A 15,511-nucleotide genomic window follows, 5' to 3' on the forward strand; every position below is an offset into this window, starting at 1 on the left:
GGGACGGGCGACGGCGCGGGTCGGGCGGCACCACGGGAGGTGACCGCGATCAAGGGCCGGAGCCGGTCATCCTAGGTCCGGCGAGCCGCTCGTGACCAGCGGATTCCCGGCGGGCACCGGCGGTGGTCGGTGATTGTCAGTGGCGTGGTGTGCAATGGATCTCGTGCCCGCGCTCGAAGAACCGCTGAAGAAAGCGCTCGGTCCCGCCACCGCGAAGGTGATGGCCGAGCACCTAGGCCTGCACACCGTCGGTGACCTGCTGCACCACTACCCACGCAGATACGCCGAGCGCGGCGAGCTCACCCGCCTCGCCGACCTGCCGCTCGACGAGCACGTCACCGTCGTCGCCCAGGTCGAGACCGCCCGCGTCCTGAGGTTCAACGGCGGCAGCGGGCAGCGCCTCGAGGTCACCATCACCGACGGCAGCGGACAGGTCCAGCTCGTCTTCTTCGGCCGCGGCATCCACAAGCCGCACAAGGACCTGCTGCCGGGCACGCGCGCGATGTTCGCCGGCAAGGTCGGCGTCTTCAACCGCAAGATGCAGCTGGCCCACCCCGCCTACCAGCTGCTGCAGGCCGACTCCTCGCAGGAAGCGGCCGAGACCGTCGGCTCCTGGGCCGGCGCCCTCCTGCCGATCTACCCGGCCACCGCCAAGCTGGAGTCCTGGAAGATCGCCAAGGCCGTCGACCTCGTCCTGCCCAGCGCCACGGAAGCCCTCGACCCGCTCCCGGAGTCCCTGCGCGAGGGCCGCGGCCTGGTCCCGCTCACCGAGGCGCTGCTCAAGATCCACCGGCCGCACACCAAGGCCGACATCGAGGACGCCCGCGCCCGCCTCAAGTGGGACGAGGCGTTCGTCCTCCAAGTCGCCCTCGCCCGGCGCCGGTTCGCCGACACCCAGCTCAGCGCCGTCGCGCGCGTACCGAAGCCCGACGGACTGCTCACCGCGTTCGACGCGAAGCTCCCGTTCACCCTCACCGAAGGCCAGCAGAAGGTCTCCCGCGAGATCTTCGACGACCTGGCCACGGAGCACCCGATGCACCGGCTGCTCCAAGGCGAAGTGGGCTCCGGCAAGACGATGGTCGCCCTGCGCGCCATGCTCGCCGTCGTCGACGCGGGCGGGCAGGCGGCCATGCTCGCTCCCACCGAGGTCCTCGCCCAGCAGCACCACCGGTCCGTCACCGAGATGATGGGCGAGCTCGCCGAGGGCGGCATGCTCGGCGGGATCGAGCACTCCACCAAGGTCGTCCTCCTCACCGGCTCCATGGGCGCCGCCGCCCGCCGCAAGGCGCTGCTCGACCTGACCACCGGCGAGGCCGGCGTCGTCATCGGCACGCACGCCCTGATCGAGGACAAGGTCCAGTTCCACGACCTCGGCCTCGTCGTCGTCGACGAGCAGCACCGCTTCGGCGTGGAGCAGCGCGACGCCCTGCGCTCCAAGGGCAAGCAGCCCCCGCACCTCCTCGTCATGACGGCCACGCCGATCCCGCGCACGGTCGCCATGACCGTCTTCGGCGACCTGGAGACCTCCGTCCTCGACCAGCTGCCGGCCGGACGCTCACCGATCGCCACCCACGTCGTCCCCGCCGCCGACAAGCCCCACTTCCTCACGCGCGCGTGGGAGCGCGTACGCGAGGAAGTGGGCAACGGGCATCAGGCCTACGTGGTCTGCCCCCGCATCGGCGACGACGAGGACGAGAAGCCCAAGAAGGGCAAGGCCGCCAAGAAGTCCCCCGAGGACGAGGCCGAGAAGCGGCCGCCGCTCGCCGTCCTGGAGGTGGCCGAGCAGCTCGCGCGCGGGCCGCTCCAGGGACTCACGGTCGAGGTCCTGCACGGCCGGATGCAGCCCGACGACAAGGACGCGGTGATGCGCCGCTTCGCCGCGGGCGAGACCGACGTCCTCGTCGCGACCACCGTCATCGAGGTGGGGGTGAACGTGCCGAACGCGACCGCCATGGTGATCATGGACGCCGACCGCTTCGGCGTCTCCCAGCTCCACCAGCTGCGCGGCCGTGTCGGCCGCGGCTCGGCGGCCGGCCTGTGCCTCCTGGTCACCGAGATGCCCGAGGCCAGCCCCGCGCGCGCCCGCCTCGGCGCCGTCGCCGCCACCCTCGACGGCTTCGAGCTCTCCCGGATCGACCTGGAGCAGCGCCGCGAGGGCGACGTCCTCGGCCAGGCCCAGTCCGGTGTCCGCTCGTCCCTGCGGGTGCTCGCCGTCATCGAGGACGAGGAGATCATCGCCGAGGCCCGCGAGGAGGCGACCAAGGTGGTCACCGCCGACCCGGACCTCGAGCACCTGCCCGGACTGCGCACCGCCCTGGACGCCCTCCTGGACGAGGAGCGGGAGCAGTACCTCGAGAAGGGCTGAGACACTGGGTGACACCACCCACCCCCGAATCCCGAAGGGCCGAGGAACGAGATGACCCGCGTGATCGCCGGACGCGCCGGCGGACGCCGCCTGGCCGTGCCGCCGGGCAACGGCACCCGCCCCACCTCCGACCGCGCGCGCGAGGGCCTCTTCTCCACCTGGCAGGCCCTGCTCGGCACCCTCGACGGCACTCGCGTCGCCGACCTGTACGCGGGCTCGGGAGCCGTCGGCCTGGAGGCACTCTCCCGGGGCTCGGCCCACGCCCTGCTCGTCGAGGCCGACGCCCGCGCCTCCCGCACGATCCGGGAGAACATCAAGGCGCTCGGCCTGCCCGGCGCGGAGGCGCGTACCGGCAAGGCGGAGCAGATCGTCGCGGGCCCCGCCCCCGCCACCCCCTACGACCTGGTCTTTCTCGACCCTCCGTACGCGGTCTCGGACGACGATCTTCGCGAGATTCTGCTCACACTCCGCACTCAGGGCTGGCTCACGGACGCTGCGCTCGTCACCGTTGAACGCAGTACGAGAGGCGGCGACTTCCGCTGGCCGGACGGCTTCGAGGCATTGAGGTCCCGGCGTTACGGCGAGGGAACGTTTTGGTACGGTCGCGCCGCCTTGACCGCCAGCCTCACGTGCGACGACGCACGATGACCGGACCGGAGAGCGAGGGACTTCCCGTGCGCCGCGCAGTCTGTCCCGGGTCGTTCGACCCCATCACCAACGGCCACCTCGACATCATCGCCCGAGCCTCCAAGCTCTACGACGTCGTGCACGTCGCGGTGATGATCAACCAGTCGAAGAAGGGCCTCTTCGAGGTCGAGGAGCGGATCGAGCTGATCCGCGAGGTCACCGCCGAGTTCGGCAACGTCGAGGTGGAGGCCTTCCACGGCCTGCTCGTCGACTTCTGCAAGCAGCGCGACATCCCGGCCATCGTGAAGGGCCTGCGCGCGGTCAGCGACTTCGACTACGAGCTGCAGATGGCCCAGATGAACAACGGCCTCTCGGGCGTCGAGACCCTCTTCGTCCCCACCAACCCCACCTACAGCTTCCTGTCCTCCTCGCTGGTCAAGGAGGTCGCGGCCTGGGGCGGAGACGTGTCGCACCTGGTCCCGCCGGTCGTGCACGAGGCGTTGACCGAGCGCCTCCCCAAGAAGTGACACGCACGCACCAGTTGGGCATACAGTCGTCCCGTCCGTCTCCAACACCCCTCACACCCCTGTGAGCAGACGAGAGAGTGGCGAGCACACGGTGGACGTCCAGAAGAAGCTCGACGAGATCGTCGCCGCGGTCGGCAGCGCCCGGTCCATGCCCATGTCGGCCTCGTGCGTGGTCAACCGCGCCGACCTGCTCTCGATGCTCGACGAGGTGCGCCAGGCGCTGCCCGGCTCCCTCGCCCAGGCCCAGGAGCTGATCGGCGGGCGCGAGCAGATGGTCGAGCAGGCCCGCGCCGAGGCCGAGCGGATCATCGAGACCGCGCACACCGAGCGCGGCACGCTGATCGCCGACACGGAGATCGCCCGCCGCTCGCAGGACGAGGCCGACCGCATCCTGGCCGAGGCCCGCCAGGAGGCGGAGGAGGTCCGTGCCGAGGCCGACGACTACGTCGACTCGAAGCTCGCCAACTTCGAGGTCGTCCTCAACAAGACGCTCGGCTCGGTCGGCCGCGGCCGCGAGAAGCTGCTCGGCACCGGCCCCGGCACGGACGAGCACGGCTACGAGGACGAGGACGCCCCCGAGCGCAGCCAGGACCCCGAGACCCTGCGCCGGGACGCCGACTCCTACGTGGACGCCAAGCTCGGCGCCTTCGAGGCGGTGCTCGCCAAGACCCTGGACGCCGTCGGCAAGGGCCGCCAGAAGCTGCACGGCCGGATCGCCAGCGACGACCTGGGCGCGCTGACGCTCGACGGCGAGGGCGGCGCGCAGGCGCACACCAGCGACGCCGACTACCTCGCCGGCCTCGCCGAGATCGGCGCCCAGGAGACGCGGCAGCCCGAGACCCCGCAGATCCCGGCCCAGCAGCCCGTCGCCGCGTACGCCCAGCAGCCGGACCCGTACGCCTACCAGCAGCAGGGCTACGGGCAGCAGGACGCCTACGCCGGGTACCCGCAGCAGCCTCAGCAGCAGCCGGACCCGTACGGGTACCAGCAGCAGGATCCGTACGCGGCGCAGCAGGAGCAGTACCAGCAGTACGGGTACCCGCAGCAGTCCGAGCAGCCGCAGGCCGCGGCGCAACAGGACCAGGGCGGGGTGCTCGACGAGACCAGCCTCTTCGACACCAGCATGATCAACATGGATCAGGTGCGGGAGTACGAGCGGCAGTACGAGCAGGGCCGCTGACCGGTTCCGACCGGGGACCGGGGCCGGATTGGGCCGAGAGCGAATGGTCCAGTATCCTGGGCGTTCGGTCGCGCGTACACGTGCGTCCTGAGCTGCCCGGAAAGATCGTGGCGGCGCTTCATGAGCTTCGAAGAACGAAAGCGGGACCAGCCCTGAACACCCACCTCGACCACCGCAATCCTCTCGTGTTCGATACGCACGAGCTGGGCCGGCGTCCTGGTGCCATGCAGCGGCTGTCCCGCACGGTCGGCGCTCCCAAGGACTTCGGTATCCAGGGAGTCATCGAGGTGCCGGAAGGCGCCCCGGTGGAGCTCGACCTCCGCCTCGAGTCGGTCATGGAAGGGGTGCTTGTCACAGGCACCGCCCGTGCATCGGCCAAGGGGGAGTGCGTAAGGTGTCTGGAGCCGCTCGACCAAGAGGTCGACGCGGACTTCCAGGAGATGTTCTCGTACCCTGACGCCGACGACCGGGGCCGTCCCAAGGACGACGCCGGCGACGACGCCGAGGACGACGAGGACAGTCTCTCTCTCGAGGACGGCCTGTTCGACCTCGAGCCTGTGCTGCGTGATGCGGTGGTGCTCGCACTGCCGATGCAGCCGGTGTGCCAGGAAGACTGTGAGGGTCTGTGCTCCGAATGCGGAGTGCGTCTCGCGGACGACCCGGACCACCACCACGACGCCGTCGACATCCGTTGGGCGGCACTGCAGGGACTCGCTGGCACCATCCAGGACGGCGAGAAGGACGAGATGAGCGGCGCCGAAGCGGAAGCGGGCGTCGACGAGAAGCAGGAGAAGTAGCCGTGGCTGTTCCGAAGCGGAAGATGTCGCGCAGCAACACGCGCCACCGCCGGTCGCAGTGGAAGGCTGCGGTCCCCACCCTGGTTTCGTGTGAGCGTTGCCAGGAGCCCAAGCTGCAGCACATCGCGTGCCCGGCTTGCGGTACCTACAACAAGCGCCAGGTCCTCGAGGTCTGAGCGGCTGGTGAGAGGCACAGTGTCGAGCCCCAAGAAGGCGGATGACGCCAAGAAAAAGGTGGACACCACAGCCTCGTCCCACACGCTTCTGGAAGGGCGGCTCGGGTACAAGCTCGAGTCCGCCCTTCTGGTGCGTGCGCTGACCCATCGCTCGTACGCGTACGAGAACGGTGGCCTGCCCACGAACGAGCGTCTGGAGTTCCTCGGGGACTCCGTGCTCGGCCTCGTGGTCACGGACACCCTCTACCGCACCCACCCCGACCTGCCTGAAGGCCAACTGGCCAAGCTGCGGGCCGCGGTGGTCAATTCGCGTGCGCTTGCGGAGGTCAGCCGCGGGCTGGACCTGGGCTCCTTCATCCGGCTCGGCCGGGGCGAAGAGGGCACGGGCGGCCGGGACAAGGCGTCCATCCTCGCCGACACCCTTGAAGCGGTGATCGGCGCCGTCTATCTGGACCAGGGTCTGGACGCGGCCGGTGAGCTCGTTCACCGACTGTTCGACCCGTTGATCGAGAAGTCCTCGAATCTGGGTGCCGGCCTGGACTGGAAGACCAGTCTCCAGGAACTCACGGCGACCGAAGGACTCGGTGTCCCCGAGTACCTGGTCTCCGAGACGGGCCCGGACCACGAGAAGACCTTCACTGCTGCCGCCCGCGTCGGAGGCGTCTCGTACGGCACCGGCACCGGCCGCAGCAAGAAGGAAGCGGAGCAGCAGGCTGCCGAGTCCGCGTGGCGCGCCATTCGCGCGGCCGCGGACGAGCGGGCCAAGGCCGCCGAGGCGGAGACCGCCGCAGGCGCCTAGTCCGCCGCTTCCTTGCGCCTGTCCTGCCGGTTTCCCGCCGGTGGGGCAGGCGCCTTTGCCTTGGATCGTGACCCCTCCGGAGGAACCCCGTGCCCGAGCTGCCCGAAGTGGAGGTCGTACGGCGCGGCCTGGCCCGCTGGGTGGCCCAGCGCACCGTCGAGGATGCCGAGGTGCTGCACCCGCGCGCGGTCCGCCGCCATGTCGCCGGCGGCGAGGACTTCGCGCACCGGCTCAAGGGGCAGCGGATCGGTGAGCCGATGCGCCGGGGCAAGTACCTCTGGCTCCCCCTGGAGACCACCCACACCTCGGTTCTCGCCCACCTCGGGATGAGCGGCCAGCTCCTGGTGCAGCCGCACGACGCCCCGGACGAGAAGCACCTGCGGGTGCGGATCAGGTTCGCCGACGATCTCGGCACGGAGCTGCGCTTCGTCGACCAGCGCACCTTCGGCGGCCTCTCGTTGCACGAGAACACCCCCGACGGACTGCCGGACGTCATCGCGCACATCGCCCGCGACCCGCTCGACCCGCTGTTCGACGACGCCGCCTTCCACACCGCGCTGCGAGCCAAGCGCACCACCCTCAAGCGCGCCCTGCTCGACCAGTCGCTGATCAGCGGCGTCGGCAACATCTACGCCGACGAGGCACTGTGGCGCGCGAAGCTGCACTACGAACGCCCGACGGCCACGCTCACCCGCCCGCGCACCGCCGAACTCCTCGGCCACGTACGGGATGTGATGAACGCGGCGCTCGCCGTCGGCGGCACGAGTTTCGACGCGCTCTACGTGAACGTCAACGGGGAGTCGGGCTACTTCGACCGGTCCCTGGACGCGTACGGACGCGAGGGGCTGCCGTGCCGGCGGTGCGGCACCCCGATGCGGCGCCGCCCCTGGATGAACCGGTCCAGCTACTACTGCCCGCGCTGTCAGCGACCGCCGCGGGTCACCCCGTAGGGCTCGCCCGGCCAGGCAATCAGTAGCCGAAGTCCTGCGTCCACCACGGGCCGCCCGCGCCGAAGTGCACGCCGACGCCGATGGTCTTGAAGTCGCAGTTCAGGATGTTGGCCTTGTGGCCGGCGCTGCTCATCCACGCGTCCATGACGGACTGCGCGTCGGCCTGGCCGCGTGCGATGTTCTCGCCGCCGAGGTCGGTGATGCCGGCTTCCTTGGCGCGGTCCCACGGCGTCGCGCCGTCCGGGTCCGTGTGGTCGAAGAAGTCCCGCGCGGCCATGTCGGAGCTGAAGTCCGAGGCCAGCGCGGCGAGGCCGCTGTCCGACGTGACGGGGGAGCAACCGACCTTGGCCCGCTCCTGGTTGACGAGCGTCACGACCTGCGCCGCGGCCGAGGGCACGGCGGTCTTCGCGGGAGCGGGGACGGCGGGCACCGGGGTCCTGCGCTCGGGGGCGGACGTCGAGGGGCTCGCGCTCTTCGTCGAGGGCGCGGCGGACGGCGTCCGTGACGGCTCCGCCTTCTTCGACGGGGTGCGGGACGGCGTCGGCGACGCGCTCTTGGACGGTGCGGACGGGGACGGGGCCCCCTTCGACGGGGTCGCCTTCGAAGGGGTCGCGCGCTCGGTGTCACGGCTCGCGGAGGAGGGCGAGCGCTCCACGAGCGCGCCGTCCGTGCCGCCCTGCGCCTCCACACTGGGGGAGGAGCCGGCGGCCCGCACCTTGTTGACACCGTGGTCGCCGCCGAGCCTGAGGCTGTCGGTCCCCGGTATCAGACCCGAGGTCACCGCGACCGCGCCCAGGGCGACGGCGGCGGAGACACCGAGCAGTCCGGCCCGGACCGGGACGCCGCGCTTGCGGCGGTGGTGCACACGCGGACCCTCACCCGCGGCGCCGGCCGGAGCCTCGGCGCCGAAGGCCTCGGGCTCGTCGAACGGAGCGTAAAGAGGGTGTGCGGGGGAACCCTCGGCGCCGTGCACGCCACCGGGGGAGCCCGGGTGGTCGGTGCCGTACGCGTCGGGTGTGGTCTCCGCGGCGCGGCCCGTGGCGGCGCGTCCGGCGGCGGAGCGTCGGTGGCGTCCCATGTGCTGGCCTTCCTCGTCCTCGCGGTGGTCCATGAGCCTCACCCGTACGAGTGAGCCTCATCGGTCCGCGACGGTACCCCAGAACACAAGGGGGTGAGGTGCTCCGAGTGCATTTGGCCGGTTAGCGTGCAGCCATGAACGAACACGTACGACTCACCGCATGGGTGCGAGGACGCGTCCAACGTGTGGGTTTTCGCTGGTTCACCAGGGCGCGCGCCCTGGAGATCGGCGGTCTGAGTGGTTTTGCTCTCAATTTGGACGACGGACGGGTCCAGGTGGTCGCCGAGGGGTCGCGCGCGGCCTGTCAGCAGCTCCTCGACTGGCTCCACGACGGCGACACTCCCGGCCGCGTCGAGGGTGTGACTGAGATCTGGGACACGCCGCGCGGGGGTTACGAGGGGTTCGCGATCCGCTGACGGTCACCGCGAGCGGCCCTCCGGGCACCCGCTGTGCGTATGCCCCGGGCAAGCGCTCCGAGCGAAAAGCCCCTGGTGGTTGCCAAGAAGAGGGACTCGTGGCAGGCTCCGGGAGTACGGATGATCTCCACGCCCCCAGGGCCCCGACGGTCAGGCCGCGCCGCACGTTCTCCGGCGCGAAGCCCCCGGGATGCCCGCGAATACGGGGTGTGATCGTGTTGACCGTCAAACTTTTTGGTGAGACTCTGGAAGCCCCGCGCACCTTAGCTGTTTGGCATGTGAGAACGGCAGCACGACAAGAAGTGCCAAGCACCGCGGGTGCGATTCCCTCACGACCCACACCGATTCGGTCGGTCACTCAGTGTGGAGGACCATCCATCATGGCAAAGGCGCTTCTCGGTTACGTCGGCGGCAGCGACCCGCGACTCCTCGCCGAGATGCGACGGCTCCAGCAGCGTGTACAGGACCTGGAATCCGAGCTTGTCCGGATCCAGGCCGAGAACGACGCGCTCGCGGCAGCCACCGCTTCTCACGACTCTCTCATCGAGGGCATCGACGTACCCCAGGCGGAGCCTGCGCTCACCTGACCACATGTTCCACGCCGTACGTGGTCGGGCTGCTCGTATCAGCCGCTGACAGATACGCACCAGAGACAGGTGCCAGAGATACCCAAGGGGCGCCCCGGCGTCCCTTCTTTCTTCCCCCCGTCCCCTCCCGCGAGACGTTCTTCAAGGTCTGGTGTGCCCTGCGCCCTCCTGGGTGAAACCGTGGGTTCATGGAGTGAGACAGGGGCGCCCGGTAAAGTCCGACGGCGTGCACCTCAAGGCTTTGACCCTGCGCGGGTTCAAATCGTTCGCCTCGGCCACCACTCTGCGGTTCGAGCCGGGCATCACCTGCGTCGTGGGACCCAACGGCTCGGGCAAGTCCAATGTCGTGGACGCCCTGAGCTGGGTCATGGGCGAGCAGGGCGCCAAGTCCCTGCGCGGCGGCAAGATGGAGGACGTCATCTTCGCCGGCACCACCGGCCGCCCGCCGCTGGGCCGCGCCGAGGTGTCGCTGACCATCGACAACTCCGACGGGGCGCTCCCCATCGAGTACGCCGAGGTCACCATCACGCGGATCATGTTCCGCAACGGCGGCAGCGAGTACCAGATCAACGGGGACACCTGCCGGCTCCTCGACATCCAGGACCTGCTCTCCGACTCCGGCATCGGCCGCGAGATGCACGTCATCGTCGGCCAGGGGCAGCTCGACTCCGTCCTGCACGCCGATCCCATGGGCCGGCGCGCCTTCATCGAGGAGGCGGCCGGCGTCCTCAAGCACCGCAAGCGCAAGGAGAAGGCGCTGCGGAAGCTGGACGCGATGCAGGCCAACCTCGCGCGCGTGCAGGACCTCACCGACGAACTGCGCCGCCAGCTCAAGCCGCTCGGACGCCAGGCCGCCGTCGCCCGCCGCGCCGCCTTCATCCAGGCCGACCTGCGCGACGCCCGCCTGCGCCTGCTCGCCGACGACCTCGTCAGGATGCGGGAGGCGCTCAGCGCCGAGATCGCCGACGAGGCCGAACTGAAACGGCGCAAGGACACGGCCGAGGAGGAACTGAAGAAGGCTCTCCAGCGTGAAGGTCATCTGGAGGACGAGGTGCGGCAGCTGACGCCCCGCCTCCAGCGCGCCCAGCAGAGCTGGTACGAACTGTCGCAACTCGCCGAGCGGGTGCGCGGCACCGTCTCCCTCGCCGACGCGCGCGTGAAGAGCGCGACCTCCGTCCCGGCCGAGGAGCGGCGCGGCCGCGACCCCGAGGATCTCGAACGCGAGGCCGCGCGCGTGCGTGAGCAGGAGGCCGAGCTGGAGGCCGCCCTCGAAGCCGCGCAGACCGCGCTCGACGAGACGATCGCCCACCGCGCCGAGCTGGAGCGCGAGCTGGCCGTCGAGGAGCGCCGCCTCAAGGACGCCGCCCGCGCCATCGCCGATCGCCGCGAGGGACTCGCCCGGCTCCAGGGACAGGCCGACGCCGCCCGCGGCCGGGCCGCCTCCGCGCGGGCCGAGATCGACCGGCTGGCCTCCGCCCGGGACGAGGCCGAGCAGCGGGCGGTCACCGCGCAGGAGGAGTACGAGGAGCTCCAGGCCGAGGTCGACGGGCTCGACGCCGGGGACGCGGAGCTCACCGAGCGGCACGAGGCCGCCCGCGCCGCGCTCGCCGAGGCCGAGGCCGCGCTCGGGGCCGCGCGCGAGGCCCTCACCGCCGCCGAGCGCAGCCGCGCCGCCACCGCCGCCCGCCACGAGGCGCTCGCGCTCGGACTGCGCCGCAAGGACGGCACCGGCGCGCTGCTCGGCGCCCGCGACCGGCTCACCGGACTGCTCGGGCCCGCCGCCGAACTGCTCACCGTGACGCCCGGCCACGAGGTCGCGATCGCCGCCGCGTTCGGCGCCGCCGCCGACGCGATCGCCGTCGCCACCCCCGCTGCCGCCGCCGAGGCCATGCGACTGCTGCGCAAGCAGGACGCGGGACGGGCGGCCCTGCTGCTCGCCTCCGAAGCGGACGCGGAGCCCCTCGCCCCGGCACCGGACGGCACGACGCCCGCCGCCGAACTGGTGCGCGGCCCCGCCGAGTTGATGCCCGCCGTACGGCATCTGCTGCGCGGCATCGTGGTCGTCGGCACCCTGGAGGACGCCGAGGACCTCGTCTACGCGCGCCCCGCACTGACCGCCGTGACCGCCGAAGGAGACCTGCTCGGGGCGCACTTCGCGCAGGGCGGGTCCGCCGGCGCGCCCAGCCTCCTGGAAGTGCAGGCGTCGGTCGACGAGGCCGCCGCCGAACTGGAGCGCCTCTCCGCGCAGTGCGAGGAGCTCGCCGTCGCCCAGCGCGTCGCGGCCGAGCGCCGTACGGAGTGCGCCGCGCTGGTCGAGGAGTTGGGGCAGCGGCAGCGCGCCGTGGAACGGGAACGTTCCGGGCGGGCCCAGCAGCTCGGCCGGCTCGCCGGGCAGGCCCGCGGCGCCGCGGGGGAGGCCGAGCGCAGCGCCGCGGCGGCCGCCAAGGCGCAGGACGCGCTCGACCAGGCCGTCCTGGACGCGGAGGAGCTCGCCGAGCGGCTCGCCGTCGCCGAGGAGCAGCCCGCCGACGAGGAGCCCGACACCTCCGTGCGCGACCGGCTCTCGGCCGACGGGGCCAACGCACGCCAGACCGAGATGGAGGCCCGGCTCCAGACCCGTACCCACGAGGAGCGGGTGAAGGGGCTCGCGGGGCGGGCCGACTCGCTCGACCGGGCCGCCCGCGCCGAGCGCGAGGCACGCGCGCGTGCGGAGCGGCAGCGCGCCCGGCTCCGGCACGAGGCCGCCGTCGCGTCGGCCGTCGCGTCCGGCGCCCGCCAGCTCCTCGCGCACGTCGAGGTGTCCATCGCCCGGGCCGACCAGGAGCGGGTGCTCGCCGAGCGGGCCAAGGCCGGCCGGGAGCAGGACCTCGTCGCCGAGCGGTCCCGCGGCCGCGACCTCAAGGCGGAGCTGGACAAGCTGACGGACTCGGTGCACCGCGGCGAGGTGCTCGGCGCCGAGAAGCGGCTGCGGATCGAGCAGCTGGAGACCAAGGCGCTGGAGGAGCTCGGCGTCGAACCGGCCGGGCTCGTCGCGGACTACGGCCCGGACCAGCCCGTGCCGCCCTCGCTGCCGGCCGAGGGCGAGGCTGCGGACATCAGCGGCTCCGCCGCGGGGCCCGAGGATCCGGAGCACCCGCGCAACCAGCCGCGGCCGTTCGTCCGTTCGGAGCAGGAGAAGCGGCTCAAGGCCGCCGAGCGCGCCTACCAGCAGCTCGGCAAGGTGAATCCGTTGGCCCTGGAGGAGTTCGCCGCACTGGAGGAGCGGCACAAGTTCCTCAGCGAGCAGCTGGAGGACCTGAAGAAGACGCGGGCCGACCTGCTTCAGGTGGTGAAGGAGGTCGACGAGCGCGTCGAGCAGGTCTTCACCGAGGCGTACCGGGACACGGCGCGCGAGTTCGAGGGGGTCTTCAGCCGGCTGTTCCCGGGTGGTGACGGGCGGCTGATCCTGACCGATCCCGACAACATGCTCACCACGGGCGTCGACGTCGAGGCCCGCCCGCCGGGCAAGAAGGTCAAGCGGCTGAGCCTGCTCTCGGGCGGCGAGCGCTCGCTGACCGCCGTGGCGCTGCTCGTCTCCATCTTCAAGGCGCGGCCCAGCCCCTTCTACGTGATGGACGAGGTCGAGGCGGCCCTCGATGACACCAACCTGCAGCGGCTGATCCGCATCATGCAGGAGCTGCAGGAGGCCTCGCAGCTGATCGTCATCACGCACCAGAAGCGCACGATGGAGGTGGCCGACGCGCTGTACGGCGTCTCCATGCAGGGCGACGGCGTCTCGAAGGTCATCAGCCAGCGCCTGCGGTGAGCTGAGTCCAGGCCCTGACGGCCGGCGGTTCTGCCTTCACAGTGTCTTCAACTCTTGAACTCAATGCGGCTCGGCATGCCTAGAAGTTCACAGCACTCGAAGTATTGACTTCGAAACTTGAAGGCATAGTCTCTGCAACGTTGCTTTTACCTTCAGGTGGTGGGCGGCGTGAAGTTGTGCGCCACTGGAAGGGCTCGCCCCCACCCCCGGCAGTGCAGCCGGTGGCCCGAGGAGTACACGTGACCGACACTGCGCCACCGAAGTCCGGAGCCCGGGAAGCGCACCCCGAGCATCTGGGCCATGTCATCTTCATCGCGGCCGCCGCCGCGATGGGCGGCTTCCTCTTCGGCTACGACAGTTCCGTGATCAACGGCGCCGTCGAGGCCATCCGCGACCGGTACGACATCGGCTCCGCCGCCCTCGCCCAGGTCATCGCCATCGCCCTGATCGGCTGTGCCATCGGCGCCGCCACCGCGGGCCGCATCGCCGACCGCATCGGCCGTATCCGCTGCATGCAGATCGCCGCCGTGCTGTTCACCATCAGCGCCGTCGGCTCCGCCCTGCCGTTCGCCCTGTGGGACCTCGCCTTCTGGCGGATCATCGGCGGCTTCGCCATCGGCATGGCCTCCGTCATCGGCCCGGCCTACATCGCCGAGGTCGCCCCGCCCGCCTACCGCGGCCGGCTCGGCTCCTTCCAGCAGGCGGCCATCGTCGTCGGCATCGCCATCTCCCAGCTCGTCAACTGGGGCCTGCTCAACGCCGCGGGCGGCGACCAGCGCGGCGAGCTCATGGGCCTGGAAGCCTGGCAGGTCATGCTCGGCGTCATGGTCGTCCCGGCGATCCTCTACGGGATGCTCTCCTTCGCCATCCCCGAGTCGCCGCGCTACCTGATCTCCGCGGGCAAGGACGAGAGGGCCCGCAAGGTCCTCGAAGAGGTCGAGGGCAAGGACGTCGATCTGGACCTCCGCGTCCTCGAGATCGAGCACGCCATGAAGAGCGAGCACAAGTCCACGTTCAAGGACCTGCTCGGCGGGAGCTTCTTCTTCAAGCCGATCGTCTGGGTCGGCATCGGCCTCTCGGTCTTCCAGCAGTTCGTCGGCATCAACGTCGCGTTCTACTACTCCTCGACGCTGTGGCAGTCCGTCGGCGTCGACCCGAGCGACTCGTTCTTCTACTCGTTCACCACGTCGATCATCAACATCGTCGGCACCGTGATCGCGATGATCTTCGTCGACCGCATCGGCCGCAGGCCGCTCGCCCTCATCGGCTCGGTCGGCATGGTCGTCGGTCTCGCCCTGGAGGCCTGGGCGTTCTCCTTCGACCTGGTGGACGGCAAGCTGCCCAGCACCCAGGGCTGGGTCGCGCTGGTCGCCGCCCACGTGTTCGTCCTCTTCTTCGCCCTCTCGTGGGGTGTCGTGGTCTGGGTCTTCCTCGGCGAGATGTTCCCGAACAAGATCCGTGCCGCGGCCCTCGGCGTGGCCGCCTCGGCCCAGTGGATCGCCAACTGGGCCATCACCGCGAGCTTCCCGTCGCTGGCCGACTGGAACCTCTCCGCCACGTACGTCATCTACACGATCTTCGCCGCGCTCTCCATCCCCTTCGTGCTCAAGTTCGTGAAGGAGACCAAGGGCAAGGCCCTGGAGGAGATGGGCTGACGCCCGCGCCTCCCACCGACCCGGGGGGACGGACCAAGACCCCGCTACCGTCCCCCCGCTGCCGTCACCGCCCGCCGCCCGGACCCGACCACCGGACGGCGGGCGGTGTCATGTCCGGGCGCCGGACGATTCCGGGACTTCGGACGTCACGAGGTCACGACGTCACCAGATGAGGACGCCGCCGCCGATCTCCAGCGCCTTGTGGCAGCTCGCCTCGATGATGCGCAGCCGGTGCGCGATCTGGTCCCGGTGCTCCTCGACCTCGCGCGGATGCCGGGTGCCGCGCGCCACCGTGTCCAGGTGCTCCCGTACGAGCGCGACCTCGTCCAGCAGTCGCGGCACCTGGTCCGCCTCGGCGTACAGGTCGTCGGCGGAGAGTTGCGGCAGCAGTCGTGCACCGAGCGAGCGCACCAGGTCCGAACCCCACACCGTCTTCCGCCAGGACTCGAAGCCGCCCGACTGGTAGACGTCGTCGGGGACGTCGAGGATGCGCAGGGTGCCGTCCGGGTCGCGGACGAACACCTCCACCAGAAGGCTCATGGCGGCAGT

General features: G+C 70.9%; 14 protein-coding genes. 12 read left to right on the forward strand and 2 right to left on the reverse strand.

Going from position 1 to position 15,511, the window contains the following annotated elements; genetic code table 11:
• The first annotated feature begins 154 nt into the window (after positions 1 to 154).
• From recG to mutM, 8 genes are all read left to right on the forward strand, one after another.
• On the forward strand, positions 155 to 2,365 hold the full coding sequence (gene recG, locus ACIBTU_RS28965) for an ATP-dependent DNA helicase RecG (RefSeq protein ID WP_399129466.1): 2,211 nt from the start codon (positions 155 to 157) through the stop codon (positions 2,363 to 2,365).
• A gap of 51 nt (positions 2,366 to 2,416) precedes the next feature.
• Positions 2,417 to 3,013, forward strand: a complete 597-nt coding sequence (gene rsmD / locus ACIBTU_RS28970) for a 16S rRNA (guanine(966)-N(2))-methyltransferase RsmD (protein ID WP_399129467.1) — start codon at positions 2,417 to 2,419, stop codon at positions 3,011 to 3,013.
• Between the two features lie 26 nt (positions 3,014 to 3,039).
• Entirely contained in the window at positions 3,040 to 3,519 is a 480-nt protein-coding gene (coaD, locus tag ACIBTU_RS28975) for a pantetheine-phosphate adenylyltransferase (RefSeq protein WP_399129469.1), read from the forward strand.
• A 91-nt stretch (positions 3,520 to 3,610) separates the two neighbouring features.
• The gene (locus tag ACIBTU_RS28980) at positions 3,611 to 4,699 is read left to right on the forward strand and encodes an ATP synthase F0 subunit B (RefSeq protein ID WP_399129615.1); all 1,089 of its coding nucleotides are present in this window, start codon (positions 3,611 to 3,613) and stop codon (positions 4,697 to 4,699) included.
• 107 nt (positions 4,700 to 4,806) lie between these two features.
• Positions 4,807 to 5,496, forward strand: coding sequence for a YceD family protein (locus ACIBTU_RS28985; RefSeq protein WP_399129616.1), 690 nt, complete (start codon positions 4,807 to 4,809; stop codon positions 5,494 to 5,496).
• Between the two features lie 2 nt (positions 5,497 to 5,498).
• On the forward strand, positions 5,499 to 5,672 hold the full coding sequence (gene rpmF, locus ACIBTU_RS28990) for a 50S ribosomal protein L32 (protein WP_030361955.1): 174 nt from the start codon (positions 5,499 to 5,501) through the stop codon (positions 5,670 to 5,672).
• A gap of 7 nt (positions 5,673 to 5,679) precedes the next feature.
• Positions 5,680 to 6,471, forward strand: a complete 792-nt coding sequence (gene rnc, locus ACIBTU_RS28995) for a ribonuclease III (protein ID WP_188336632.1) — start codon at positions 5,680 to 5,682, stop codon at positions 6,469 to 6,471.
• 89 nt (positions 6,472 to 6,560) lie between these two features.
• Positions 6,561 to 7,421: a bifunctional DNA-formamidopyrimidine glycosylase/DNA-(apurinic or apyrimidinic site) lyase gene (gene mutM, locus ACIBTU_RS29000; RefSeq protein ID WP_399129470.1), complete on the forward strand. Its 861-nt coding sequence runs from the start codon at positions 6,561 to 6,563 to the stop codon at positions 7,419 to 7,421.
• A gap of 19 nt (positions 7,422 to 7,440) precedes the next feature.
• On the opposite strand, the gene ACIBTU_RS29005 is transcribed toward mutM, so the two are convergent.
• Entirely contained in the window at positions 7,441 to 8,532 is a 1,092-nt protein-coding gene (locus tag ACIBTU_RS29005) for a CAP domain-containing protein (protein WP_399129471.1), read from the reverse strand.
• Positions 8,533 to 8,633: 101 nt separating this feature from the next.
• On the opposite strand from ACIBTU_RS29005, the gene ACIBTU_RS29010 reads away from it, so the two are divergent.
• The 4 genes from ACIBTU_RS29010 (at position 8,634) to ACIBTU_RS29025 (ending at position 14,962) form a co-directional block, all read left to right on the forward strand.
• A complete protein-coding gene (locus tag ACIBTU_RS29010) occupies positions 8,634 to 8,915 on the forward strand; it encodes an acylphosphatase (RefSeq protein ID WP_399129472.1) in 282 nt (93 codons plus the stop codon).
• 380 nt (positions 8,916 to 9,295) lie between these two features.
• Positions 9,296 to 9,502 carry a hypothetical protein gene (locus tag ACIBTU_RS29015; RefSeq protein ID WP_188336629.1) on the forward strand — a complete coding sequence of 69 codons (207 nt, stop codon included), beginning with the start codon at positions 9,296 to 9,298 and terminating at the stop codon, positions 9,500 to 9,502.
• A gap of 226 nt (positions 9,503 to 9,728) precedes the next feature.
• Positions 9,729 to 13,307 carry a chromosome segregation protein SMC gene (smc, locus tag ACIBTU_RS29020; protein ID WP_399129473.1) on the forward strand — a complete coding sequence of 1,193 codons (3,579 nt, stop codon included), beginning with the start codon at positions 9,729 to 9,731 and terminating at the stop codon, positions 13,305 to 13,307.
• A gap of 239 nt (positions 13,308 to 13,546) precedes the next feature.
• Positions 13,547 to 14,962: a sugar porter family MFS transporter gene (locus ACIBTU_RS29025; protein ID WP_399129474.1), complete on the forward strand. Its 1,416-nt coding sequence runs from the start codon at positions 13,547 to 13,549 to the stop codon at positions 14,960 to 14,962.
• 162 nt (positions 14,963 to 15,124) lie between these two features.
• Here the strand turns inward: ACIBTU_RS29025 and ACIBTU_RS29030 are convergent, their stop codons facing one another.
• Complete coding sequence (locus ACIBTU_RS29030; protein WP_399129475.1) at positions 15,125 to 15,502, reverse strand: hypothetical protein; 378 nt, start codon at positions 15,500 to 15,502, stop codon at positions 15,125 to 15,127.
• Between the last annotated feature and the right edge of the window lie 9 nt (positions 15,503 to 15,511).

This window comes from Streptomyces sp. NPDC050145, from assembly GCF_044460245.1.
In the GTDB taxonomy this organism is placed as follows: Bacteria; Actinomycetota; Actinomycetes; order Streptomycetales; family Streptomycetaceae; genus Streptomyces.